The organism is Paraburkholderia sediminicola (genome assembly GCF_046026895.1).
Lineage (GTDB): Bacteria > Pseudomonadota > Gammaproteobacteria > Burkholderiales > Burkholderiaceae > Paraburkholderia > Paraburkholderia sediminicola_C.
On record NZ_JAQQEU010000094.1, the window covers coordinates 1 to 22,026 of the forward strand.

14 protein-coding genes and 5 pseudogenes are annotated in these 22,026 nt (G+C 61.2%); 13 read left to right on the forward strand and 6 right to left on the reverse strand.

The features are described 5' to 3' along the window. Nucleotides 1–43: 43 nt before the first annotated feature. Nucleotides 44–306, forward strand: a pseudogene (locus tag PQR02_RS35430) (transposase domain-containing protein); the annotation flags it as partial. Between the two features lie 530 nt (nucleotides 307–836). Continuing rightward, on the forward strand, nucleotides 837–1,094 hold the full coding sequence (locus PQR02_RS35435; protein ID WP_408242555.1) for an RNA-dependent RNA polymerase family protein: 258 nt from the start codon (nucleotides 837–839) through the stop codon (nucleotides 1,092–1,094). Here the strand turns inward: PQR02_RS35435 and PQR02_RS35440 are convergent. Next, nucleotides 1,089–1,862 (reverse strand): annotated as a pseudogene (locus tag PQR02_RS35440) (IS6 family transposase). The gene PQR02_RS35435 and the pseudogene PQR02_RS35440 sit on opposite strands and share 6 nt — an antisense overlap. Nucleotides 1,863–2,368: 506 nt before the next feature. Between PQR02_RS35440 and PQR02_RS35445 the strand changes: the two are divergent. The 3 genes from PQR02_RS35445 (at nucleotide 2,369) to PQR02_RS35455 (ending at nucleotide 8,246) form a co-directional block, all read left to right on the forward strand. After that, nucleotides 2,369–4,789 carry a glycosyl hydrolase family 95 catalytic domain-containing protein gene (locus PQR02_RS35445; protein WP_408242556.1) on the forward strand — a complete coding sequence of 807 codons (2,421 nt, stop codon included), beginning with the start codon at nucleotides 2,369–2,371 and terminating at the stop codon, nucleotides 4,787–4,789. Nucleotides 4,790–4,876: 87 nt separating this feature from the next. After that, nucleotides 4,877–7,021: an alpha-galactosidase D gene (locus tag PQR02_RS35450; protein ID WP_408242557.1), complete on the forward strand. Its 2,145-nt coding sequence runs from the start codon at nucleotides 4,877–4,879 to the stop codon at nucleotides 7,019–7,021. Nucleotides 7,022–7,043: 22 nt separating this feature from the next. Beyond that, the gene (locus tag PQR02_RS35455) at nucleotides 7,044–8,246 is read left to right on the forward strand and encodes a hypothetical protein (RefSeq protein ID WP_408242558.1); all 1,203 of its coding nucleotides are present in this window, start codon (nucleotides 7,044–7,046) and stop codon (nucleotides 8,244–8,246) included. Between the two features lie 245 nt (nucleotides 8,247–8,491). On the opposite strand, the pseudogene PQR02_RS35460 reads toward PQR02_RS35455, so the two are convergent. Continuing rightward, nucleotides 8,492–9,188, reverse strand: a pseudogene (locus tag PQR02_RS35460) (IS6 family transposase); the annotation flags it as partial. Nucleotides 9,189–10,274: 1,086 nt separating this feature from the next. After that, a complete protein-coding gene (locus tag PQR02_RS35465; RefSeq protein ID WP_408242568.1) occupies nucleotides 10,275–11,450 on the reverse strand; it encodes a tyrosine-type recombinase/integrase in 1,176 nt (391 codons plus the stop codon). Between the two features lie 167 nt (nucleotides 11,451–11,617). Here PQR02_RS35465 and PQR02_RS35470 point away from each other — a divergent pair, with 167 nt between their 5' ends. From PQR02_RS35470 to PQR02_RS35485, 4 genes are all read left to right on the forward strand, one after another. Next, nucleotides 11,618–12,688 (forward strand): DNA-binding protein, encoded by a 1,071-nt coding sequence (locus PQR02_RS35470; protein ID WP_408242559.1) that lies wholly within the window; start codon nucleotides 11,618–11,620, stop codon nucleotides 12,686–12,688. Nucleotides 12,689–12,693: 5 nt separating this feature from the next. Then, entirely contained in the window at nucleotides 12,694–12,933 is a 240-nt protein-coding gene (locus tag PQR02_RS35475) for a hypothetical protein (RefSeq protein ID WP_408242560.1), read from the forward strand. An 11-nt stretch (nucleotides 12,934–12,944) separates the two neighbouring features. Next, nucleotides 12,945–13,862: a hypothetical protein gene (locus PQR02_RS35480; RefSeq protein WP_408242561.1), complete on the forward strand. Its 918-nt coding sequence runs from the start codon at nucleotides 12,945–12,947 to the stop codon at nucleotides 13,860–13,862. Between the two features lie 381 nt (nucleotides 13,863–14,243). Then, nucleotides 14,244–14,438, forward strand: coding sequence for a hypothetical protein (locus tag PQR02_RS35485; RefSeq protein ID WP_408242562.1), 195 nt, complete (start codon nucleotides 14,244–14,246; stop codon nucleotides 14,436–14,438). Nucleotides 14,439–14,769: 331 nt separating this feature from the next. On the opposite strand, the gene PQR02_RS35490 is transcribed toward PQR02_RS35485, so the two are convergent. Then, nucleotides 14,770–15,744 (reverse strand): D-alanyl-D-alanine carboxypeptidase family protein, encoded by a 975-nt coding sequence (locus tag PQR02_RS35490; protein WP_408242563.1) that lies wholly within the window; start codon nucleotides 15,742–15,744, stop codon nucleotides 14,770–14,772. A 908-nt stretch (nucleotides 15,745–16,652) separates the two neighbouring features. Here PQR02_RS35490 and PQR02_RS35495 point away from each other — a divergent pair. The 3 genes and pseudogenes from PQR02_RS35495 to PQR02_RS35505 all read left to right on the forward strand — a co-directional run. Further along, complete coding sequence (locus tag PQR02_RS35495; RefSeq protein WP_408242564.1) at nucleotides 16,653–16,916, forward strand: YlcI/YnfO family protein; 264 nt, start codon at nucleotides 16,653–16,655, stop codon at nucleotides 16,914–16,916. A 534-nt stretch (nucleotides 16,917–17,450) separates the two neighbouring features. Next, nucleotides 17,451–17,759 (forward strand): annotated as a pseudogene (locus PQR02_RS35500) (DUF4158 domain-containing protein); the annotation flags it as partial. A 12-nt stretch (nucleotides 17,760–17,771) separates the two neighbouring features. Further along, nucleotides 17,772–19,280 (forward strand): annotated as a pseudogene (locus tag PQR02_RS35505) (Tn3 family transposase); the annotation flags it as partial. Nucleotides 19,281–19,637: 357 nt separating this feature from the next. On the opposite strand, the gene PQR02_RS35510 reads toward PQR02_RS35505, so the two are convergent. Further along, nucleotides 19,638–20,216 (reverse strand): hypothetical protein, encoded by a 579-nt coding sequence (locus PQR02_RS35510; protein WP_408242565.1) that lies wholly within the window; start codon nucleotides 20,214–20,216, stop codon nucleotides 19,638–19,640. A gap of 528 nt (nucleotides 20,217–20,744) precedes the next feature. After that, a complete protein-coding gene (locus tag PQR02_RS35515; protein ID WP_408242566.1) occupies nucleotides 20,745–20,894 on the reverse strand; it encodes a VOC family protein in 150 nt (49 codons plus the stop codon). A gap of 294 nt (nucleotides 20,895–21,188) precedes the next feature. On the opposite strand from PQR02_RS35515, the gene PQR02_RS35520 reads away from it, so the two are divergent. Beyond that, nucleotides 21,189–21,692: a nuclear transport factor 2 family protein gene (locus tag PQR02_RS35520; protein WP_408242567.1), complete on the forward strand. Its 504-nt coding sequence runs from the start codon at nucleotides 21,189–21,191 to the stop codon at nucleotides 21,690–21,692. Nucleotides 21,693–22,026 lie beyond the last annotated feature (334 nt).

Sequence of the window (22,026 nt, forward strand, 5' to 3'; positions counted from 1 at the left end):
GTGTCCATTACGGGCAGGACGCCGCAAGACATTACCGCTAGGGATCGCGAAAGTGTTGAAGCGACTACACTATCCGGTGGACGTGATCCTGCTGTGTGTGCGGTGGTACGTGACCTACGCGCTAAGCCTTCGCAATCTCGAAGAATGATCCCCCAAGGGGACTTTCTGCGGGGCGTGGCCGAGCGCGGCTTTGAGGTTGACCACTCGAGCGTGCATCGCTGGGTCATCAAGCTCGTACCGTCGTTCGAGAAAGCTTTTCGCCGGCACAAACGTCCGGTCGACAAAAGCGGGAGGATGGATGAAAGTGTGTCACGAACACAAGCGAAAGCTTGTGGTGCTGTACTGAAGATGGGAGTAGGCCTCCCGAAGCCGGCTTGCAGGAGCAGGCTTCAAACCGCCCGGTGCTGCTGCGTTCAAAAGGCGTGGTGGTGAGCGACCGTGGAAAAGTCATCCATAAGGATGGCAGGTATGTGTCGAGAAGATGAGCGAAAGAAAACCGTTCGATGATGCGTCGTTAATTCGTTAAAGCGCTGTCAAAACTGGAGTCATTTCGTCGCTCCAGGATCAGTCAGGACGAGACCTGTTTACGGACCTGGCGGCAGCCGGCGTAGAGGCGGCATGATCTCAATACAGGCTTCGGTATGGAACGTGAGAACCTTGTTGCGGATGGAAAGGGAAATGACAAATGGCCAACACCATGAGGAAGAATACCGATGCCGCAACGAGGGGCGGAGCTGCCCGTAGTAGTGCTGAAGCCCTTGTAATGAGGGTGGAGCGAAGGGGCAGCGTTATCCGGTTGACGAAGGTCACCAACCCGCTTGTCGGGGAGGAGTGACATGACATCGACGAAACCTTATGACATTGCTAAGCGAACGATCTGGGAGGCGTACCAGCGAGTGAAGGCCAACCGGGGTGCTGCCGGCTTCGATGATGAAACCATCGCGATGTTCGAACAGGACTTGCCGAAGAATCTGTACAAGCTGTGGAACCGTATGTCGTCGGGGTCGTACTTCCCACCGGCGGTCAAGCAAGTGGAAATTCCAAAGGCATCGGGCGGTATTCGTAAGTTGGGCGTGCCGACGGTGATTTCATAATGCACCTCTCACAGTTGAGTGTGGGATTGTTGCGGCTTCAGGTGGCCTGACGTGCGCACCCAGTCCCGCAGTTGCAGTAGTATCCTTGAGTCCGAGAGTGCGGAGATTGAACTGACCCTTGCGGATGCGGTGCATCAACTCGATGCCTGACATCGTGGTCGTCGCACACCTGAATCGTTTGAATCCGAGCATCACGTTCGTTCTGGACTTGATGTTTCGATGATCCTGTTCGATCACGTTATTCAGATACTTCGAGGAGCGCACATGCGTCCCCTCAGGCAGCAGAGCGTCAGCGCTCATCTCGAGCACGGCCCGGTGCGAGGCGGCATACCCATCGAGCGTGATCGTCTCCGGTGGCTGGCCCTGATGTTTGATGGCCTTCCTGAAAAAGGCTTGGTGCCGCGGCCACGTCGCGCCTGGCGCTGAGCATGAAATCCACGGTCTGCCCCGCCCGATCCACCGCTCGCTCGATAAAGGTATACCCACTTGCCGCGAATCTTCAGGTACGTCTCGTCGACACGCCACGATCGTTCCGTGGGCGTGCCGAAACGGTTCCAGCGTTTGACGAAATCCGGCGTATAACGCTTCACCTAACGCAGAATCGTCGTGTCCCACAGGGACTTCCTTCGGGGCGTGAGCCAGCGACAAACCCCGCTCGGCCATCATCTCCACCAGATCGCGCAGGCTGAGCTTGTAGCGCAGGTACCAGCGCACGCAAAGAATGATTACATTTCGCTGAAAGTGACGTGCTGCGAACAGATCCTCCATGCTCTTGAGCTTGCTCATCGTCGGCTCTAAAATCGGTCAGCCTGACACTTTAACCGAGTCGCCTTCGCTATTTGCACCAGAGCCGTCGAGAGTTAGCCAGTGTTTGCATCGCTTGCCTACGCGTTTGGCACAGCGGTTAATGTGAACACCGCATGGTGCCATTCATGCGCCATGAAAATCCTCAAGATAATTAGATATCCTATGAGATATCGAGGCCGGCATAGATGCGCGCTGTGGGGGAGTGCTTTGGCGCATCGAAGACCTCTGGGCAGGCTATATGAAGGTATCCATATCGACATGAAAAATCTACAAACTAGAAACTAAGGATGCCTTATTTATTTGAGATCTGAAATCCACCTGTATCGCCCGAGACGATGTCGATCCATCCCACTATCTGCGATGTCGTACTAGGGGAATAACCTAATGGTCTTACCAATTCTTGCGAGTGCATATTTAAATTAAATATTCATAGGTGAATTCCGCATAAATCTCTAGCATGAGACACGATGAAGATTTCCGTTAATCAAAAACGTCGCAAGCTGCTGAAGTTGGGCAGTGCAGCTGCCATCCTCCCCGTTGCGGCACGTGCCGGAGCTGCAACCAGTTCCTCGCCCGGCGCGACCGGCGATCCCTCCTCAGGTTCATCCCAAACTTTTGATTCAGTCAACGCTGCGGCGCAGGCGAATTCTGCGTCCGTTCCGGCCAATCAGGCGCTGCTGTTCCAGTACGGCTCGCCTGCCGTCGAGTCTTTGATCCAGTTTCAGGGTCTGCCGGTCGGCAATGGGCGTCTCGGCGCGATGGCCGGCGGCGCGAGCGATCACGAAGCGCTTTATCTGAACGAAATCACGCTGTGGTCGGGCAGCAAGGACGTCGTCGATCTGGCCTACACGACGACAGGGATGGGTACCTACCTGACACTCGGCAAGCTCTACATCGATCTGCCCGCTCACGCCGGCGCCACGAACTACCAGCGCTCGCTCGACATCAGCAACTCGGTCGTGCGCACGCAGTACCGAGTCGGGGGCAAGACCTATCGACGCGAGATTTTCAGCAGCTTCCCCGACAACGTGATCGTCGTGCGGCTCACCTCCGATGGCGGCAGCTATAACGGCACCGTGTCGCTGACCGACGGACAGGGCACGCAAACCATCGGCGAATCGAATCGTGCGCTGTCGTTCTCGGGCTCGGTAAGCGGCAGCGGAGAGCTGTACTCGACCTATATGATGGTCGTTCCGGATGCAGGCGTCGCTTCGCTCAACTCGTCTACTGCGCAGATCACGCTGCAGGGTTGTCCGGCGCTCACGATCATCATTGCGGCGCGCACCGACTACAACGGGCGCTACGTCGAAAACTATCTGACGGGTATCAATCCGCGCGACGCGGTGATCGCGGACGTGCAGAGTGCCGTGTCCAGGCGCTACAGCGATCTGCTCGATCGCCACGTACGGGACTATCGCGCGCTCTTCGGGCGCATGGACATCGATCTCGGCCGCTCAAGCGACGCGCAACGAGCGCTGACGATCCCGGAGCGGCTACTCGCACGGCAAGTGAATCCCAACGTGGCCGACCCCGAACTCGAGGCGATGTACGTGCAGTTTGGGCGCTACCTCACGATCTCGTCGTCGCGCGGCTCGATGCCGGCGAATCTGCAGGGCCTGTGGAGTACAACGAACAACCCGCCGTGGATGGCCGACTACCACACCGACATCAACATCCAGATGAACTACTGGCTCGCCGATCGGGCCGGGTTGCCGGAGTGTCAGCAACCGTTCGTCGACTATGTCACCGGGCAATTGCCTTCGTGGGTCCAGTCCACGAAGAATCATTTCAACGATGCCGCCAACGTGAATTACAGCAATTCGAACGGCAACGTCGCGGGCTGGACGGTGGCTATTTCGACGGGCATCTACGGTTCTATCGGCTGGGACTGGAGTCCTCCAGCCAGCGCCTGGTATTGCCGCACGCTGTGGAATCACTACCAGTACACGCTGGACAAGGCTTATCTCGCGCGTATCTATCCCGTGATGAAGTCCGCGTGCGAATTCTGGCAGGCGCGTCTGATCCGCGACCCCGCGACGGGTCTGCTCATCGACGACAAGGACTGGTCGCCGGAGCAGGGGCCTCATCAGCAGCTCGGGATTACCTACGCACAGGAACTCGTGTGGGATCTGTTCACGAATTATCTGACCGCGAGTCAATTGCTCGGCCAGGACGCGGATTTCGCGCGCTCGATCGCAAGTATGAAGGCGCAGCTCTATCTGCCGAAGGTGAGTCCGACGACCAGCCAGCTTCAGGAGTGGATGAACGACAGCATCGTCGGCGAGACCGGGCATCGGCATCTGTCGCCGCTGATCGGCTGGTTCGAAGGCGAGCGCATCACGCCCGATAGCGATCCGAAGCTCGTGGCCGGCGTGAGGGCGCTGTTGCTCGCGCGCGGCTTCGACTCGTTCGGTTGGGCGCTTGCATGGCGCATCGCTTGCTGGGCACATTTCCACGATGCCGCCAACTGCTATTCGATGATTCCGAAGCTGCTGCGCTATTCGGCGGGCAACGACGGCGTGAGCGGCACGTTTGCCAACATGTTCGACGCTTATGCGCTGTCGAGCAACTCGTCGGCTTTCCAGATCGACGCGAACTTTGGCGGTCCGGCCGCAATACTGGAAATGCTACTGCAAAGCAGGATGGATCGCATCACGCTGCTTCCTGCACTGCCGTCGCAATGGAACACGGGGCATCTGACGGGAGTACGCGCGAAAGGCGGGTTTACGGTGGATCTCCAGTGGAACCGTGGCGCGCTGTCGTCCGTCAAGCTCACCAGCGTCGGCGGAACACAAACGACACTGCAATACGGCAACGTGGCCCGTGCGGTAACGATGCGGGAAAACGGAACGGCTCGATTCGACGGCAACCTGCAGCCGACTTCGTAAAGCTCCTACGGGTCGGGCAGCCCGAAACAAAACGCCCGCACAGCAGTTGACCAGAAGTCCCAGTTTCATTCTCAACGAAGGAAAATCATGAAGATCCTGGGTCGCACACAGGTGTATCTGTTTCTCGTGAGCGTTATGATGGTTTTTGGTCTGTCCGCCTGCGGAGGTGACCAGCAAGGTGCCTCCGACGCCACGAGCGTCATGCAGGCTGCGGCCAAGTCCGCAAACGTTTCACCATCGCAAGACGCCTCGTCACAAACGCAGGCTCAAACGTCGATCGCGTTGCCACCCATGGGCTGGGCCTCGTGGAATGCGTACGGCTGCAACATCACCGAAGATCTGGTGAAGACGGCCGCGGACGTTATCTCCGGCGGCCTGAAGAAAGACGGCGCATTGATGAAAGCGGGCTACAACTACATCAACGTCGACGACTGCTGGTTCGCGCCAAATCGCGATGCGCAAGGCAACCTGGTCGCCGACCCCGTGAAGTTTCCCAGCGGAATAAAGGCGCTGGTCGATTACGTTCACGCCAGAGGCCTCAAGTTCGGGATATACGAAGTGCCCGCCGCCGAAACCTGTGCGCAGCGCAACAACCTGTACCCCGGACATACCAATCCGATGGGCAGCCTCGGGCATGAGGTGCAGGATGCCAACACGTTTGCGTCATGGGGCGTCGACTACGTGAAGTACGACTGGTGTTCGCCGGACGGCACCACGGACGATCAGGTGGCCGGTTTCCAGAAGATGCGCAATGCACTGAATAGTGCAGGCGCCGCGATGAATCGACCGATCGTCTACAGCATCAATCCGAACAGTTTCCATGTCGACAAGACGGGCCGCTCGTATGACTGGGGGCAAGTCGCGGATCTGTGGAGAACGACCGAGGACATCACTTACGACACGGGCACGCCGGGCCATCAAAGCACGCCGGATTTTTCCAGAATCGTGAACCAGAATTTCTACGGCAACCTCTTTCCTGAAGCACAGCATACGGGCGCTTATAACGATGCGGACATGATGCTTGCTGGGTTCGGTCTGACTGCCGCTCAGGACCAGACGCACATGAGCTTGTGGGCCATTTCCGGCGCACCGCTTATCCTGGGTGTCGATCTCACGACGCCGCTCAGCGCTGCCACGATGGACACGCTGACCAATCCGGAGGTGCTTGCCGTCGATCAGGATCCGCGCGGCATGCAGGCGATCCGCGTGGCCGTACCGCAGAACGGTCTGGGCGTGTGGGCGAAACTGCTGTCCGGTCAAGGTCGCCGCGCAGTGGTGCTACTCAATACGACCGGGTCCGCCGCACCGATTACGGTGAACTGGAAGGACCTCGGACTGGACCCTGCCGCTTCGGCCGACGTTCGGGATATCTGGGCACACAAGGATCTCGGTTCGCACACCTCCGGATATACGGTGCCCGCCGTTCCGGCCGGTGGCTCCGTCATGCTGGCGATCGTCGGCACGGACGATGCATCGAAGGTCCAGGTGGCCAAACCGATGACGCATGAAGACGGCGTGGCCCGATATACGGTGAATGCAACCACGGGCGGGTACATCGACGTCACTTACCAGAACAATGGAAAGTCCGCGGTGAAAGTGTCGCTGATTCTGAACGAAAGCGTGCTGACGACGATCCAGCTCCCCGTCACCACTGGTCAGTCCGAGGGCACCGTCACGGTCTACATGCCGTTCGTGCCGGGTAGCAACAAGCTGACGTTCGTTCTTCCAGGCAAGGGCGGTCGCGCTCCGTCAATCGGCAAGGTGACGCTGATCGCCGCTCCGCAGCCCGCGTTGCCGCCCGTCATCTATGAAGCGGAAAGCCCCACCAACATCATTCAGGATGCGTCGGTACAGGCATGCAATATCTGCAGCGGTCACGAAAAGGTCGGCAATTTCGTGAACTCGGATTCCAGCCTGCAGTTCAACGGAATCGTCGCGGCTGCCGATGGCAACTATGCGGTCCCCGTGGTTTATATCAGTGCGGACGACGGCGGTGGTCAGCCTCGCGCGATGAACGTGAGCGTCAACAACGGCCCGCCGATTGCGGTGCAGTTCCCGGGTGAAGGCACCTGGGACTTCCCAATCCTCTCGAGTGTTCAGGTGGTGGTCCCGCTCAAGGCCGGCGTAACCAACACCATCAAGTTCTCCATGGTTTTAGGCAACTACGGTCCCGATATCGATGGTCTTGGTGAGGCGGTGAGCCAGCCGGTCAGCCAGCCAGTGAAACAGTGATCGAAGACTCAAGGAGACAGGTATGAAGAACCTTTTGATGCGGATTGCCCTGCCGGTCGTATTGGCTGCGAGCGCGGTGCAGGTGGCCGTCGCCGCGGACGCGATGGCCCAGTCGAATTCTGTCGCGGCGACAGCCTGGAACAAAGACTCGCGATTCCGGCCCGATGAGGTAGCGGTCCTGTTCGTGATGGGGCAGAGCAATAGCGCCGGTCTTAACGGCCTACCCGCCGATCTGACGTTGACGGGAGCATCGGGTGCCGGGACCGGCGGTGGAATGCCGGCCCCCAACGTATGGGGTATCCGGAACGACGGCTGGGGAAACATCACCGGCAACGCAGACGGATCGGGTGCGCCGTTCACTCAACCGATCTCCTCCATCGATCACGTGTCGTGGGTGAACTGGACCGACAGCACATCGTCAGACATGAATCTGGGCTACTACGGCGGCAGCGGCAACGCCGCCCATTTCGCCGCGTATGCGTGGCAGTCGGCGATCAACGCGGGTCAGCCGTTGCCCGATCTGTACATCGTTCATATCGGCTGGGGCAGCCAGGGCGTGGATGTCGCGGACGATGCATTCAGCGGCTGCTGCGGCTGGACGATGCACGGCGTGAATCTCTGGCAGCCCATGCTCGATTCGAGCAAGACGCCGACCTATGCGCTTGCACCGTTTGCTCGCCGCATGATGTACCTCGGACTGAAACAGATTCTCGCGACCGGTAAGAAACCGCGGATCCTGGGCCTCGAGTGGAACCAGTGGGAGGCGGAAGCCGCTCCGCTGAATACCGCTGGCAATGCGACGACGATTCGCCGCGCGCCGCAGAATTACGCGCACCTCTTCAGCGGTTTCTTTGCGGCGGTGGGATCGACTTTTCCGGTGATGATCGTGAAGCCGTTGTCGGTTGCTTACGACAACGTCACCGACGGGATCGCTCCTTATAATCCCGCCGCGCTTGAATCCATGCAAAAGGTGTTCGGCGGCTTCATCGAAGCGAACTCTCGCGTCTTCAGCTTCGTCGATGCGTCGACGTCGCCTGACTGGAATGGACGGCCGCCTGGCTTCGGCATTTTCGACGGCGGTACACTAGGCGGCGGGGACGGGAGCGTGCACTACAACCTGGACACGCAGAAATGGTTCGGCGAGCAGGCACTTGCAGCGTGCCTCGGGCAGTCCCGAGTCTGCGGACCGCGCATCGACAATCTGCCACGGCGGCTGCCGAACTGATCACTGTGCGCCGCTCGACGACAGGCATCCGCGATCTGGATCAAGCGGCGCACGACTTCAGACGCACGGTTTCGCGCGGATGGCTGATGTCGCTTCTTACCCCCTGTAGTAGCTTGACCGACTCGAACCCTCGTTCATTCAAAGTCGTTTCGACGAACGGCGAGCATTCGAGGGGCTTTGTCAACTTGCCGTATTCGCATGGACTTCAGGATAACGGGCAATCGCTCAGAAACCAGTCGACGGATTTTGGTAATCTCAGTGAATCGATGCCACGCGGCAAAGCGTTCGCCGAGTTGTTTGCGATACAGCGAAGCACCCAGCAGATGTCACTCGAGCGCGAAGTGCTGCCGGATCGGACCAAAGCTCGATAGAAATGCCTGTGTTCGTTTGTGCTTACGAAAGCCCCGCATGCGACGCTCACGTTCGCGCGTGGGCTGATGACTGTTCTCGGCCCGGTTGTTTAACCGGGCCGCCGCCTTAACGAACACATGCTTGACGTTGGCCAGATCGCGAATGTCCGCCTTCGCGGCCGGGTAGCTGCGCAGCTGGTCGGTGACGATTTTGCGTGGCGCTGGACAGGAACGAAGCACGTGCTTGAAGAAGTGGAAGTGTTTGGCGGCGGCCTTATCGCGTCGCTTCTGCAACAGGATGTCGAGCTCGGCGCCATGTTCATCAACCGCACGCCAAAGCAAGTAAGGCTCACCGCGTCACGAACATCTCGTCGAGCTGTCAGGTGCTGCCTGTCTTGCGTCGGGCCGCTTTCACGCGCTGAGCAAAGCCTGCGCCGAATTTGTCGCACCAGCATCGGATCGTCTCGTACGTCACGACCACGCCGCGCTCGAGGAGTAACTCCTCAATGTCGCGCAAGCTCAACTGGAAGCGAAAATACCAACGCACGGCGCAACTGATAACACCGGCGGGGAACCGGTGACCGTGATACAGCGATTTTGATTTCTTCGTCGCGCTATATTACACGACGACCGCAGCAACCTGACAACGCCCTTCTCAGTGCTGCTTGGGCTGTGCCGGGCCAACGCTGTGATGCTGGCCAAACGCTTCGGCGGGACGACGGGGACGGTGCATTGGAACCTGCCGGCCCTCGTCCGGAATGACGCGGCGGACTGTGCGTGAGCTTCGACGTTGGCTTCGGCGCGGCTGCATCGATTGCGGCCGCGGTGGCACTGTTTGCCAGTGTCCTGATCTGGCTGCTATTACTCAAACCGAATTTGGCTCTGGAGGCCAGGACTACTTCTCGCTCGGTGGTAGCACCGAGTGAGTAAGGCCCATGACTTGAGGGCCGCCACGGCATCAGCGGTGCAGCACCCTCGATCTCGATCATCAGGAATTGCGCCACAAACGCGCGGTGCCAGTCCGCATCAACACAGACTGAGGTCGGCTGAAAAATCGGATGCCAACGTTTCGCAAAAAGGGGCGCACGGGAGCATGAATAAATCGGATATCGCCCGGACACGCGGGCGCTGAACCAGTGCTACGAAGCTCGTCTCTGCCGCCACGTGAAAAGACCCTGGACGCAACCCGACTGTCCTGTACTGCCCGCTCACCAGACGGTGGGTGCAGTGGCTTGGAGGGCTTTAGTGGGTCGAGCGGAGCCGATCGTGGAATGCGAACGCAAAATCCAGATGGCTCCTCGATGTTCGCCCGCAAGGTTCGCGTGTGCGCTGTTTTCAAGTTGCCGACACGCTGTATCAGTTGAGCGCACCTTCGCATGACTGTGAAATTCACCTCCCGTAAATACTCACCCTAGAAATCCGTGTCGATCACAAACATGCAACTAACCGTCTGGCACATCTGCATCCCCGTCAACCGCAAACCCGTCTCCAGCAGTGGCGGGCAGTATCCACTCCGCCTGTATCTGCTGTGCGCGCCTGTTCTCCCTCTGTTCTGTTAGATTGAAGGCAAGCAACAGGAAGTTAAAATTTCGCAGCGGAAGTCTGGCGGCAACGGCCGACGATTTCCAGATCAGGCGGTAGGGCCTGGCTGCCGTCGGTCACCAGTCATCACCAGTCATCACCAGTCAATACGGTGTTTCTCGTCGGTCTCGCGGTGCCGGCGATCGTCGTCGACGTGAAGATACTGACTGGTCGTCGTCAGTGACGCATGCCCGAGGTTATCGCGCACGAGTCGCAGATCGACCTGCTGGTCCGCCATGTGGGACCCTGCGCTGTGACGCAGCCAGTGTGCCGATGCCTGCCCGAGGCGGTCCGCGCGCGGCGCATGGTCGTCACCACGCGCACGCAGGGAGTCCGCCGCACCGCTAAAAACATCCTTCACGATCCGGTGCAACGCGGCGCGCGTGAGTGGCTTGAGCGACTGGCCAACCGGCAGCACGAGCGGCGTGTCCTCGCCCGGCGAGGGCAGGGCTGGCAGTCCGCGTGCCCGCCGGTAGGTGCCCAGTTCCGTCATCATTTCCGCGGTGGCGGGCACCAGCCGCTCCTTGCCACCTTTGCCCAGCACTTCGAGCCACCAGCGATCCGTGCCGTTTTCGTCACTGCGGCGGAAAAACCGTCCCATCGTGTTGGTGCCGACCTCCGTGATCCGCAGACCGCCCACATAGAGCAGGGTAAAGAGCCAGCGCACGCGCGCGTGGTGTTCGCGCTCGCGAGCTGTCTGCACTGGCATGCCCTGAATGAATGTCTTGACCTCGAGCCAGAGCTCGGGCGACAGATACCGGACGATGCGCGGCCTGGCCCGGCGGGTACGCTGACGCGAGAGCGACAGCGGATTGCCGGCCAGATAACCGGCCTGCACCAGCCACGCAAACATGACGTTGAGGATGACCATGGCCTGTCGCTGGCTCGATTCGGATAGCGGGCCGTAGAACGGCCGCCAGCGCGGATCGTGGCGGGGATGCTTGCGTCCGCCGTCAGCGGTCCACCGTGCGGCGGGCTGGGGATCGGCGAGAAAGTGCTGGTAGACGAGCAGGTCCTCGTGCGTGAGCGAGGAGAGCGGTTTGCCCAGTTGCAGGACGGACCACAGCAGCAGCCGTTCGGCTTCCTTGCGGTAGTTGTCAAACGTGGTCCTCGTCGCGACGAAGCGGGCGAGCCACGCGCGAACCGCGTCGAGATCGGTGTCAGCGGCGACCTGCCTGCGTCCGTTGGCGCGGTTCGTGCCGTGACGGCCATCGAGGTCGGGGGGCAGTTCAAGCGCATCGACCGGACGCGGGGTGGGCAGGGCGGTTGTCATGGCGTGGCGGGCCGGTGCGGCTCGAAGGAGGGTGTCACGCAATGATTGTCCCACATTGCGCCAGAATTTCAACATTATACGCTTAATGTCAAAATAGTGAGCGGTGATCGTTAGATATGAAGCGGTTTACGCTATATTATTTGTGAAAAACTCAGGAATTGACGCCCATGTCTGACGTCCCGCGCGACGAAACCCGTCTTGCCACCGAAATCGACCGCCTGAAGGCCGAATTTCCCAAAACCCGCGAGCTCTACCGCGAGGTCTGCGCGCTGCTGTTTTTCCGTTTCGGCCTCACGCCCACCGCCAACCGGCTCTACCAGCTGGTGAAGCGCGGCAGCATGAGCACGCCCACCGCGGTGCTGGGGGAGTTCTGGGCCGAACTGCGCGAGAAGAGCCGGGTACGGATCGAGCATCCCGACCTGCCCGCCGATCTCGGTGCGGCCGCCGGCGAACTGGTCGCGACACTGTGGGCGCGCGCGACCGCGTCCGCGCAGGCGGAACTCGACGCGCTGCGTGCAGAAGTGGAGGGCCAGCGTACCGAGGCGCAGCAGGCGGTCGCGGCGGTCCGCGGCGAACTCGAGCGGACAGAGACCGCGCTCGAGCAGCGCACCGCGGCACTGCTCGCCGCGCAGGTCGAGGTCCGCGAACTGGAGAAGGCGCAGGCCGAAGGCTGCGCGGCACGGCAGGCGCTGGACGGCGAGATCACGCGGCTGAAGGGCGAGACGGCTGCGCGCGATCGTGAACTGGTGCAGGTGCACGAAGGGTTCTCGCGGGACATGGAAAAGCTGCGCGCCACCGCGGAGCGGGCCGATGAGCGCCTGCGTGCCGCGGAAAAACGCGCCCTGCTCGAAATCGACCGCGAGCGCAGTACGGCCACGAAGCTGCAGAAGGAGCTCGATGAGGCGACGAAGCGGGCCGACCGGCGCGAGGCAGACCATCGTCGCGCGCTCGAGGCACTGCAGGCACAGCTCGGTGACGCGCGCCACCAGACGGGGGTGCTGCAGGGGCGGCTCGATGCCGCGCAGGCCGCGAACGCGACGCTGCAGCAACAGCTGGCGGCAAGGCGCGAGGCGGATACCTACGAGGCGCGACCCGTTCGCGCGAAGGCCGCGTCGGCACGCCCAGCCGCGAACCGGCCGGCGGCGCCCCGTCCGGCACGGACACCGGGCCCGCCGCGCAAGGCGCCGGGTGCCTCCGTGCCATCCGGCAAGACGGCGGCACGCCGCAAGCGGGGGTAGTCAGCATGGCAGGCAGCCGCCGCCCGCGGAAAGAAGGGAAAGGACGAACCGGGCGGACCAGTCGCAAGGCCCCGGCCTGCCCGCCGATTGGCGCGCTGATGCGCTACCGCGAGCGGATCGTGCGCGTGATCGCCGAAGCGAGCGGGCAGCGAGTGATCATCGAGTCGGTGGACGAAGATGGCTGCACCTTCCGCACCACGGTGAAATGGGCTAGCCTGACCGATCTTCACGATCAGCTCTTCTGAGCGCGAAAACCATGCATCAACTCACCATGCAGCAGCTCGATATCTTTGCCGACAGCCGTGACGTGATGTTGCGCAATGACGTGCTGGAGCAGTTGCAGCGGCGCGATGCGGTGTCGGCGCGAACGGCACTGGCGCTGCTCGCCGGCGAATACCCGGACGACGGTGCACTGCGCGCGATGAACGTGCTGGTTCGCGAACTCGAACTCGAACTCGGGCGCGGATCGACCGCGCCCCTGGCGGACCATGCGGCGCTGGCGATCGCGCGCCGTCACCTCGAGGACGAGGTGGTGTCCGCCGCCCGGCGGGTGCTGCCCAAGCAGACGGTTCACGCATGGCTCGCCCTGTGCTGGCGAGCGCTCGCCGCGCGGGCCGCGACGCTGGCCTTTTGCGGCGCCGATGCCGGGAACCACGCAGCGCCGCTGTGGCTGCTGGCCGGCGACTGGGCGGCCGCGAGTGACGCGATCGGGGGCATTGAGTCCTGGTGGCGCATCCCGGCACCGCTCGCGTGGATGACCGAGGTGCGCTACCGGACGCGCGGACTCGATGCCGCGTGGCCGCTGCTCGCGGAACTGGCCTGGCTGGCGCCGGCACGGTTTGCGGCATTGCTGCCCGTACTGGGCGACGCGTCACTCGACGCGCTACGCCGGCGCTTCGATGCGGAGTTTGGGGGCACCGGCGAGGTCGACGATGACGCGTGGTTTCCGGCGTGGCTGCTGGTGGTCAAGCCGGCACTGGCGGGCCGGCTGGGCGAGGCGCGCGTGCAGCGCGAGCAGGCGGCGTCCCGCGCAATGGCCCTGCTGGGCGAGATCCTGCGCCGCGAGCATGAGGGCGACCAGCACGAACTGGTCAGCCTGCGCGAGGAACTGAGCCGCCTGCATGCGGGTCTGTTCGACGCGTATATGTCGACGCGCAAAGTGCAGCACCGGTGAGGCGGTCAACCCGACAATGCTTTGTGGCACGTCGCGGTGCTACCGGCATTGCGTCGTTCACGGCACCAGACGCCGTTTGATTTCGCATTGGTGTCCCACTGGACCGCCGCGCCCAAACGGTTCTCCCCGCCTCTTGGTAGGACACGGCCCGGGACGAAGCAGGATGTGTGTACCTGATCGCTGCCGCATCTGTCGCAGTGCGGCAGGAGCCAATCTGCCCAATATGCGGGACGACCCGAATTGCCGCGCCCCGGTGCTCCCCCTACCATCAACTCCCCGCGCCATTTGCAGCGAGTGCGCCACCGGCAACGCGCCGTCAAAAGCGAGCGCCTTAGCCGACGCAATCCATACAGCACCTACTCGAGCTATCAGGAGGCAAGCATGCTCAGCGCCCATGAATTTGCGACATTGATACTGGTCAGGGACTCGGCCGACCACATTGCCGAGCGGGAAGAACTTGATACGTTGCTCGAACGCCAGCTCGTCGCCATGGGGAAGCTGGCCGGGGGGGCTGTACGGCCTCGCGTTACGCAGGACGGAAATTCGCTCCTTCGTACCCTCGGGCGCATTCACTGACACTTCGAAACCTATGGAGGGTGGGCCGGGATTCGTAAAATTCCTGTCGAAGTATCCCATTCCCGGCCTTCCGGCCGATCGATACCGGCCTGGCCGGCAACTCATTATCCAAGACGAAGTCGCCGTCATAGTCGCAGCCCGGGTGGCGTTTGGCCTGACACCGATGTCCCATTGCTACGCCTGCGGGCCGTCCCGGTTCGCAGTAGCGCCGGTGGCAGTCCGGACTAATGGCTGTGTTCACAGTTATAGCGCCGGCGTCGACCCGGTCCGGTCGGTTCGCTGAACTGGGTGCGCAACTATGGCGATCCGGATCCTGTCGAATCGGGCACGCCTACGCACCAGCTCGACTGGCGATAATGCGGTGCGACGCGTGGCGATGTGACGAGACGGCCGACGCGGTCCGCCAGGATGCGAATCGCACCTGCACGCGGTGTGGTTGGCTTACGACGACTGGATGGCGGAGACGCGAATGCGCAGAAGCGTAGTACAGGCGAGGTACGGCTACGGGTGTTTGATCGCCGTTCACCCAGTTGCGGATCGTGGCCAGATCAGCGGAGCGAGCACCGGATGATCTTGCGCCAAGCAGCGCAATCATCACCGGGCCTTTCGGCATGGCCACGTCGACCACGATGCAGCGACCCGCCTCGCGCGTGTACCCGGTTTTTGCGAGCTGAACGTCCCAATCCGTCCAGCGGACCACCGGATCAGTGTTGTGATAGAACCTGGGCCGGGAACCGATGGTCTGTTCGTACGCTGTCAGGGTGGTAAACGAACTGATCATCGGATAGTGCGACGCTTCAATCGCCAACTTGACGACATCGCGAGCTGTGGAGACATTGTCCGGCGAGAGCCCCGTCGGATCCTCGAAATGCGTGTCGGCCATGTTTAGCGCGCGCGCCTTTAAATTCATCTGCTGGATGAACGCCGACTGGCCCCCAGGGAACGAGCGTGACAGGGCGGATGCCGCACGGTTTTCGGATGACATCAGCGCAAGACGAAGCATCGCCTCGCGTTCGAGCGAGGTACCGACGGGAATCCGGGAGCCCGAATGCTTGAGGCGGTCGATGTCGGCCTCGCCAATGGTCAGGGTATCTCCCATCTCCTGCGCCTTGTCGAGTACGACCATCGCTGTCATCAGTTTCGTAAGCGACGCGATGGGTCGGACATCGTCAGCATTCTTTTCCAGCAGGACTTCGCCACGCGCGACGTCGTACACGATCACGCTAGGGGAATAGAGGGACGGGGTGTCGGCACACGCGCATAGCGACGTGGACGCAAGCAGCAGTGCGCAGATGAATTTCTTCATGTCATTCTCATCCTGGAACCGCGGGCCGCAATTGGGAGGCAGGACTGGCTCCACGCGCAAGATCGTCTTCCTGCAATATAAATGTAGTCGCTCGAAGCAGGAGTGGGTGTGTGAAGGCGAACAGAATTTTTCGGGCCGTCGGGCGCGATTCGCCAAAGCGCGCGGCGACGGTCAGAAGAGGGAAGGCTGTTCGGCGGGAGCGGCGTCGAGCCGCACGATGCCTTCCTGAGCTGCCGTGCGGGCAGGCCGTGGCGCACGAAGCACGGTGCTGCCGGAGAGCGAAAAAGGCTCCTCCTCAACGTGACGGCAGAGCACTTCTCGACTGAAGATGACGTCAGGCCAGAGGCGAACGAACGGCGACGGGGCTTCCGTGGGCATCAGGTTTCGGTACGGTGTCTGGGCAACTTGCCGCAGGGCTTAGGTCGTTCCGACGATTGTACCCGGCGGCGCGGAAAGCCCCCCCGAGTTCACCGTTCAGAACAGGTCGCCTTGCGGGCATTCGACCGCTTCTTCGGCAGGTGCGGCGTCAGCCCGTTCCGCGTGACACGATGTCTCGCGTCGGGACGCCTGGGTTGCCGCCAGTTATGCCACGAAACCCCGCTGTCGACAGAAGAAGGATTATCTGAATAGCACGGTTTTGTGATGCGTTCTGTGAAAGCGTAGCGTTACGGATTAGTGTGCAGGCGCCCGTATGCGCGAATGGGTGTCCGCGCCGGGACAACTTCGTTGACCCGCGTACCCAGTCCGGCACCTGCATGCGACCGCCGCACGGATGACGCTCCTCCGGTCGACGCGGTGTGTCCTCGCAGGCAGTGACCCGCGTTGCCTAGAGTCGATCCAACTGGTCGTGGTAAAACAGCGCTCGAATTCGCCGGCTTGCGGCGCAGAGATGCAATCAGGAGCACAGGTTGAGAAGGAAGTCGGAGAACAGGTCACAGGTCATCGCGGTACGCGTCGAGCCGGCGATTGGACAACGATTGAGATTGCTGGCGGAAGTCACAGGACGCAGCCAGTCGTTTTTTCTCAAGCAGTTGATTGAGAAGGGCATCGACGCGATGGAAGAAGCGTGGCTGCCGCAGGAAGTGGTTGCCCAAGTCCGTAGTGGGGCAATCCCAGCGCAGCAGTGTGGCACGACCTTGGATCTGTTCGGAGATCAGATTTGTGATCAGTAAGCAGGGTCGCACGGCGTATCCGCAAGCATCGTCGCTATGACGGACGGGGAGAGGGTGCAATCGCTTGCTTCCTTAAGATTGATCGAGCTGCAGTTTCGGTCGTCAAGTCGAGGGTATGAAAGTTACGGCTTTCATACCCTTCGTTTGGGGACATTCGTTGATACCTCAACAAATTGTGGCCATTAAGCGCGGTTTTGCTATTAGCAGTTGAACTAAACCGCTGACGCGGTAGGGCAGTACGGCAATCTTCTTCCGTTTCTAACCTGCGCTGCAGGCATTTCCCGCCAGTGCGACGATAACAGTGCAGTTCATCGCCCCTGTTCTACCCGCATGGAGTCCTGCCATGACACCCCTACGTGGGGTCCACTCGTTTTCAGTGCAATAAGTGACGGTACGCAAAGCCAATAAGGACGCGGAGGGCAGGTAGTAAACCATTGATTCTGTTGACATTGCTGTTCGCTTTTTTGCGACGTATCGTGAACGTCCCACCGACGGAGGCGCGCGATGCAAGGCTGGCAGACGACGTACCTGGGCATGCGCGAGCAGCCGCGCGAGCTCAGCCCCTTCGAGTTGCAGGCCTTCTTTACCTTCAGCCCGGCCGAGCGCGAACTGATCGCAGCGCGGCGCGGCAACCGGCTGAAGCTCGGCCTGGCGCTGCATATCGGTTTCCTGCGCATGAGCGGGCGGCTGCTCGACGCCTTTCGCGTCATCCCATCGGTGCTGTGGCGCCACCTCAGCACTGAGCTCGGCATCGACGCCCCAGAACTCGCCTCCCTGCGCGCGATGTATGGCCGCGGCCGCACACTGTTCGATCACCAGCAAGTTGCCTGCGAGTCCCTTGGATTCCGATGGTGCTTCCGTGGCCGGGAGCGTCTATTCTTGCCTGCCGAGCGATGGAAGACCGAGGCGACGCGGCACTATGCACGTCTGTCGCTGCCGGCCAAGCCGACCGAGTTCCTTGAACCGCTGTTGGCGCGCGTACGGTCCAGCGTGGATGCGGTGGCAGAGGCTGCCAGGTCCGGCGTGCTGCGCGTCGACGACGACCTCCACCTCTCGCCGCTGCCGGCAGATGACGACGATCCCGAGGTCACCAAGCTTCGCGCCAAGCTCGACCACCGCATCGGGGAAGTGCAGTTTCCCGAGGTGATCCTGGCCGTCGATGCACAGGCTCGTTTCAGCTGGATCATGCTCGGGCGCGAACCGCACTCGGCCGACGAACTGTTGATGGTCTATGCCGGCATCCTCGCTCACGGCACCAGCCTGACGGCCGCCGAATGCGGGCGCATGATTCCGCAACTGTCGGCCGCGAGCATCCGTCAGGCGATGCGCTGGGCTGGCGATGAGCGACGATTGGCCCAAGCCTGCCAGGCGGTGCTGGAGTTCATGCAACGTCACCCGATCGCCACGACGTGGGGACGCTCGGACCTCGCCTCCTCGGACATGATGAGTATGGAGACCACCAGGCGCGTATGGCAGGCGCGGCTCGATCCTCGGCGCAACACGCCGTCGATCGGTATCTACTCCCACGTCCGCGATCGCTGGGGCATCTTCTACGCCCAACCTTTCGTGCTCAACGAACGCCAGGCCGGCGTGGCGATCGAGGGGGTCGTGCGGCAGGAGCGCATCGAGACCTGGCAACTGGCGGTCGACACTCACGGCTACACCGATTTCGCGATGGCGCTGGCCCGGCTGCTCGGATTCGACCTGTGCCCGCGCCTGAAGGATCTGAAACAGCGACAGCTCTATGTGCCGCACGGGATGGCGATCCCGGCAGAGATCGCTGCCGTGTGTGTGGCCAACGTCGACACGTCGCTCGTCGAGTCGCACTGGGACGCGCTGGTGCACTTGAGCGCCTCGGTGAGGAGCGGCCACGTCAGCGCAGTGGCGGCACTAGCTCGCTTCGGCTCCGCCGCCCGCGGCGATCCGATCTACGACGCCGGTGTACAACTCGGCAGATTGCTGCGAACGACCTTCCTGGCAGACTACTTCGTAAACGCCGCGTTCCGACGCGAACTGCGGCGGGTGCTCAATCGCGGCGAGGCGGTCAACGCACTCAAGCGTGCGATCTACACCGGGCGAGTGGGTCCCGCGCAGGCCAAGCGCGTCGACGAGATGCAGGCGGTGGCCAACGCGCTGAGCTTGCTGGCCAACATCGTGATGGCCTGGAACACGGCGCAGATGCAGGCGCTCCTGGATCGCTGGGCCAATCGGCGGCAGGTCATCCCGGCAGAACTGATCAGCCGCATCGCGCCCACCCGGCTGGAAGGCATCAATATGAGGGGCATCTTCCGCTTCCCCATTGAACGCTACGCCGGGCAAATCCTACCGTCACAACGTGCAGCGAAAACAAGCGCCGTCGGCTGATATCGCCCACGCATTGACGCCCCAAAACACGGTTTCCGACGTGAACAGAAACACCAAGCTAATCAACAACGTACGGTTCGCTCCCAGCGCTGCTGCTGGCTTTGCGTACCGTCACTTATTGCACTGAAAACGAGTGGACCCCGTGACGGGCGCAATCCCGAGTTCGTCGATCTGACGCCGTTTCTCGACGCTGGTCTTTCTGAGGCTGAAGCGCTGGAGCGTATCGCGGACATCGTCGCCGTCGGCATACGCGGCAAGTTCGCACGTGAGGACTAGGCGCGATAAACGTACCGTGTCTGCCGTGCGGCCGTCTCAACGCGCGCACCATTGCGCCGCCGAGAAGGATAGGGCGTTCCTTCATGCTAGGATTCCTCCATACGCTCTGCGGAGGCCGAGATGTCCGGCATGCACAAGGAAATTGACGTCCCACCGCATCGGATCATCATCAATGCTGAGCGGGAATATCGACCTAGAGATCCCGATCCAAACGGTGGCTACTACGCGCGCGCCGTCATCAGTAGGCGCGACGGTGCCCCGGTGTTCGAAAAATTCCTGATGTACCAGCTTGCGCAAGGTGAAGTCTTTGTCGATCTTCAGGACGCGCTCGCGGACGCCGAGCGCCGGGCACGCCAGGTGATAGCCGAAGGATTTCCAACAGGTCGACTTAGCAGTCACGATTTCGGGGGTAGTTGACCGCCAGTTCACTTGATCGAAATGCAACTCTGGATTCAGCCTTGCTCCCCGTGCGCGCACCTCTACGGGCAGCCGGCCGCCACCGAGCCGCATGAAGCCCTGCGGCTCAACGGCAAAGGCGCCGTCAAGGATGAGCGCGTGGAAGAGCACTACACCTGCACGCATTGCCGGGCCCTGTTCGCGCGAATCCTTGTCGGGGCGCCGAGCCGTCAAAATTGGATGCTGCTGAACGCCGGTCAGCATTAGATCGGCTTTTCCCCGAAGCGCATGTGTTGGTGTTCACAAATGCTGCTAGCCGTGTTCACAGGGATGCTAGCGGCCAACACGTCGAATCGCTTGCTGTGTAAGGGAATGCGCCCGATCAGCGCGATTCGATGCCTGTCGCGACGGTACAACAATCATGAGGAAGTTTGTTCAGTAACTCTGCTAGCGCGGCATAGGTACCTGGATATCAAATTGCATCGACCACACGATCGAAAAGGCGTTTTTCATAAGCGTTGCTCTATATCGTTGACCGACCGCATGTTGTCAACGGCCGCCTCAGCTTTCTATAGTTGCTTTCAAAAACGGAATCTTTAGCGCTTGTATGAAGGGTTATTCTGGTTGTCACGAGTCGTAGTGTTCGGCGGCAGGCCAGCTGTGCGGACACCCGTTATGTGCAAATCGGCGGTATAGCTGCAAGGCTAAGCGCGATGCTCTGACTGAATTCTCGGGCGTGTGCAAGGCACGCTAGCATTATTAGTGATCATGCTAGCGTCGCTATGAACACGGCTAGCAGCAATTCTGAACTCCAACATAAACCAGTGTGAATTCGGGGAAGTCGAGCTGATGCGCGACGCTGAAATGGAAAGCTTGCTGGTAGAACTGCAGCGAGCGCTGCAAGTCCTGCATGCGGATCATCGTGTGGATCAGCTTGGCCATGACGCACCTCTGTGTTGTTAAATCAAGTGTAGGGACGCCAACACGAATGTGGTAGTGCACGGCTAAATCGCCTTAGGGCCTTGCCCTATCCTGCAAGCGCGTCGGTGTTGCAGGCTTTCGCGCTATGGCCCAGGTTCCAGGGCCGGCGTAGATGGCATGGCGACGCGGTTGCAATGCAGCAGGCCATTCGGCGCGGGAGCGTCGATGCGCCGGCAAGATGCGTCTCGTCGTCGCCACCTGCGGATGCTAAAGTCCTTGCAGCCGCCGGCTTTCAACGAAAAGAAGGGGACCGTCATGCCAAACAGAACCTCCTTGCTCCAGCGCGCGGCAGCCGCCGCTGCTTTCTTTGTGCTGATCGCGAGCCATGTGGCCCGCGCCGAAGATAGCGTCGCGCCGGTTCATCCGGCCGCTCGCGATATTGCCCAGGAAGAGCGCAACCGCGCGCTAGTCGTGAACTTCTACGATGCGGTGTTCAACCGGCACGATCTCAGGACTGCTAGCACCGTGCTCGCACCGAATTACATTCAGCACAATCCGCATGTGCCCACCGGGTCCGCGCCGTTCATCAGCTTCTTTACCGAATACTTCAAGCATGCCCCCGATGCCCGTTCGGCCATCGTGCGCAGTGCGACCGACGGCGACCTCGTCTTTCTGCATGTTCACTCGACCGGCAACCCGCAAGACCGCGGCAACGCCATCGTGGATATCTTCCGCGTCGAGCACGGCAAGATCGCCGAGCACTGGGATGTGATTCAACCCGTGCCCGAGCAGTCGGCCAACGACAACACGATGTTCTAGTCGATCCGGCGAAACACGCTGTCTGCCGCGGGTCTCGCCTCGCGACAGACAGCGCGCCGCGGTTCAATCGCGGCTGCCGAACACCGCCTCCCCTTCGAACAGCGTTATCACCGTGTCGACCTCGGAGATTCGATGCGGCGCGACCTCGCGCAGATCGCCGCTCAAGACTCCGCGATGAAAATCGTCGTTCGCATCGAACCGATTACCGACTGGGGTGAAGTAAATACGATCGAGGTGGGCCGCATCGACCGGCCAAGCCAAACGCTCGATCCCGAATCTGCAGGGCTGTCATTGGCGGACGGAAAGCAACTGCCACATACTGCGGTACCGTCGT

Bases quoted from the DNA above. Each gene is read 5' to 3' on its own strand.
- PQR02_RS35435 (WP_408242555.1), top strand. From the start codon at position 837: ATGACATCGACGAAACCTTATGACATTGCTAAGCGAACGATCTGGGAG.
- PQR02_RS35445 (WP_408242556.1), top strand. From the start codon at position 2,369: ATGAAGATTTCCGTTAATCAAAAACGTCGCAAGCTGCTGAAGTTGGGC.
- PQR02_RS35450 (WP_408242557.1), top strand. From the start codon at position 4,877: ATGAAGATCCTGGGTCGCACACAGGTGTATCTGTTTCTCGTGAGCGTT.
- PQR02_RS35455 (WP_408242558.1), top strand. From the start codon at position 7,044: ATGAAGAACCTTTTGATGCGGATTGCCCTGCCGGTCGTATTGGCTGCG.
- PQR02_RS35465 (WP_408242568.1), bottom strand. From the start codon at position 11,450: ATGACAACCGCCCTGCCCACCCCGCGTCCGGTCGATGCGCTTGAACTG.
- PQR02_RS35470 (WP_408242559.1), top strand. From the start codon at position 11,618: ATGTCTGACGTCCCGCGCGACGAAACCCGTCTTGCCACCGAAATCGAC.
- PQR02_RS35475 (WP_408242560.1), top strand. From the start codon at position 12,694: ATGGCAGGCAGCCGCCGCCCGCGGAAAGAAGGGAAAGGACGAACCGGG.
- PQR02_RS35480 (WP_408242561.1), top strand. From the start codon at position 12,945: ATGCATCAACTCACCATGCAGCAGCTCGATATCTTTGCCGACAGCCGT.
- PQR02_RS35485 (WP_408242562.1), top strand. From the start codon at position 14,244: ATGCTCAGCGCCCATGAATTTGCGACATTGATACTGGTCAGGGACTCG.
- PQR02_RS35490 (WP_408242563.1), bottom strand. From the start codon at position 15,744: ATGAAGAAATTCATCTGCGCACTGCTGCTTGCGTCCACGTCGCTATGC.
- PQR02_RS35510 (WP_408242565.1), bottom strand. From the start codon at position 20,216: ATGCTGACCGGCGTTCAGCAGCATCCAATTTTGACGGCTCGGCGCCCC.
- PQR02_RS35515 (WP_408242566.1), bottom strand. From the start codon at position 20,894: ATGGCCAAGCTGATCCACACGATGATCCGCATGCAGGACTTGCAGCGC.
- PQR02_RS35520 (WP_408242567.1), top strand. From the start codon at position 21,189: ATGCCAAACAGAACCTCCTTGCTCCAGCGCGCGGCAGCCGCCGCTGCT.